The 1187-nt window shown below is 71.8% G+C and carries 2 protein-coding genes; one reads left to right on the forward strand and one right to left on the reverse strand.

What is annotated here, in order from left to right; all coding sequences use genetic code 11:
* Positions 1 to 2: 2 nt before the first annotated feature.
* A complete protein-coding gene (locus ACFTZL_RS44995; protein WP_382596458.1) occupies positions 3 to 431 on the reverse strand; it encodes a peptidase inhibitor family I36 protein in 429 nt (142 codons plus the stop codon).
* 234 nt (positions 432 to 665) lie between these two features.
* Here ACFTZL_RS44995 and ACFTZL_RS45000 point away from each other — a divergent pair.
* On the forward strand, positions 666 to 1187 hold a 522-nt coding region (locus tag ACFTZL_RS45000), incomplete at its 3' end, for a helix-turn-helix domain-containing protein (protein ID WP_382596461.1).

Below are 1187 nucleotides of genomic sequence, written 5' to 3' on the forward strand. Positions count from 1 at the left end.
CGTCAGCCGCAGCTACCGCTGATCCACTGGTGGGAGCGGACCTTGTACGTACCGGCCAGGTTGCCGCCGTGCTGCTGCCGGGTGCAGCCGACCCGGTTGCTGTAGTTGGCGCCCCGGTAGTAGGCGACGCCGCTGTAGTCGCCGGTGCCGGCGTTCCACACCGACTTCACGTTGGTCGTGGCGGCCCAGGAACACCTGACGGCGCCGCTCTGCCAGTCGGGGTCGGCCACGTCCCACGCGCACTTGCTGCCGGTGAAGTTGGCGCCGGTCCAGAAGCAGATGTGCCCACTCGCGCAGTCCACCGCCGCGGGAGCGGCCGGGGCAGCCGAAGCGGAGGACGGCACGGCCAGGGTGGTGATCGCGGCGGCGCTGACGGCGAGGACCGCGAACAGCGGTGTGGTGCGGGAGTTCCTGCGGACGGAAAGGCGCATGAGCCTGGTCTCCTCGAGGGTCGGGGGCCGGTCGTTCGGACGGCCCGACGCTGGCAAGGCACGACCTGGCCGGGCAAGGACAGCGGGGGCGGCTGGGATGCCGGGACGGATGGGACGCCGGCCAACTGGCGTGTTCCGGAACCGTTGGGACGGCCATGGGACGCCTTTGGTGGCACAGTTGCGGTCCGAGACGCCAGACCAGCGTCCGCGGGGGTATCCGAGGGGGGAGACCCGATGTCCGTATGCCCAGAAACGGAGCGGTTCGCCGCGCTGTTGCGTGCGCTGAAGAGCCGGTCCGGGATGAGTTACGAGGCACTCGCCAGGAAGTCCGGCCTCGCCGGTTCGACACTGCACCGCTACTGCCGAGGCACGTCGGTGCCCCAGGACTACGGCAGCGTCCACCGGCTGGCCACGGTCTGCGGCGCGACCCCGGAGGAACTCCGCACCCTGCACCGCCTGTGGGCCCTCGCGGACGCGGCTAGAACCGCGGCGGCCGACGCCGAGGAAGAGGCGGCGGCAGCAAAGGCGCAGCAGGAAGCACGACAGGAAGCGGAGGACGAGGAAGAAGAGGACGAGGAAGAGGAGAAAGCGGAACCGGCGGGCGAAGGGCAGGCGGTCCCCGACATCGCCGGGGAGCTCGACCCCGAACCGGCCCCCCGGCCCGCCGGCAAGTCCCGCCGGCGCCGCCTTCGCACCTCCGTCGTCACCGCCGCGATCCTCGCGGCCCTCAGCGTCTCCGCCTGGGCGCTGTACGGC

It is taken from the genome of Streptomyces sp. NPDC056948, assembly GCF_042674225.1.
GTDB lineage: Bacteria > Actinomycetota > Actinomycetes > Streptomycetales > Streptomycetaceae > Streptomyces > Streptomyces purpurascens.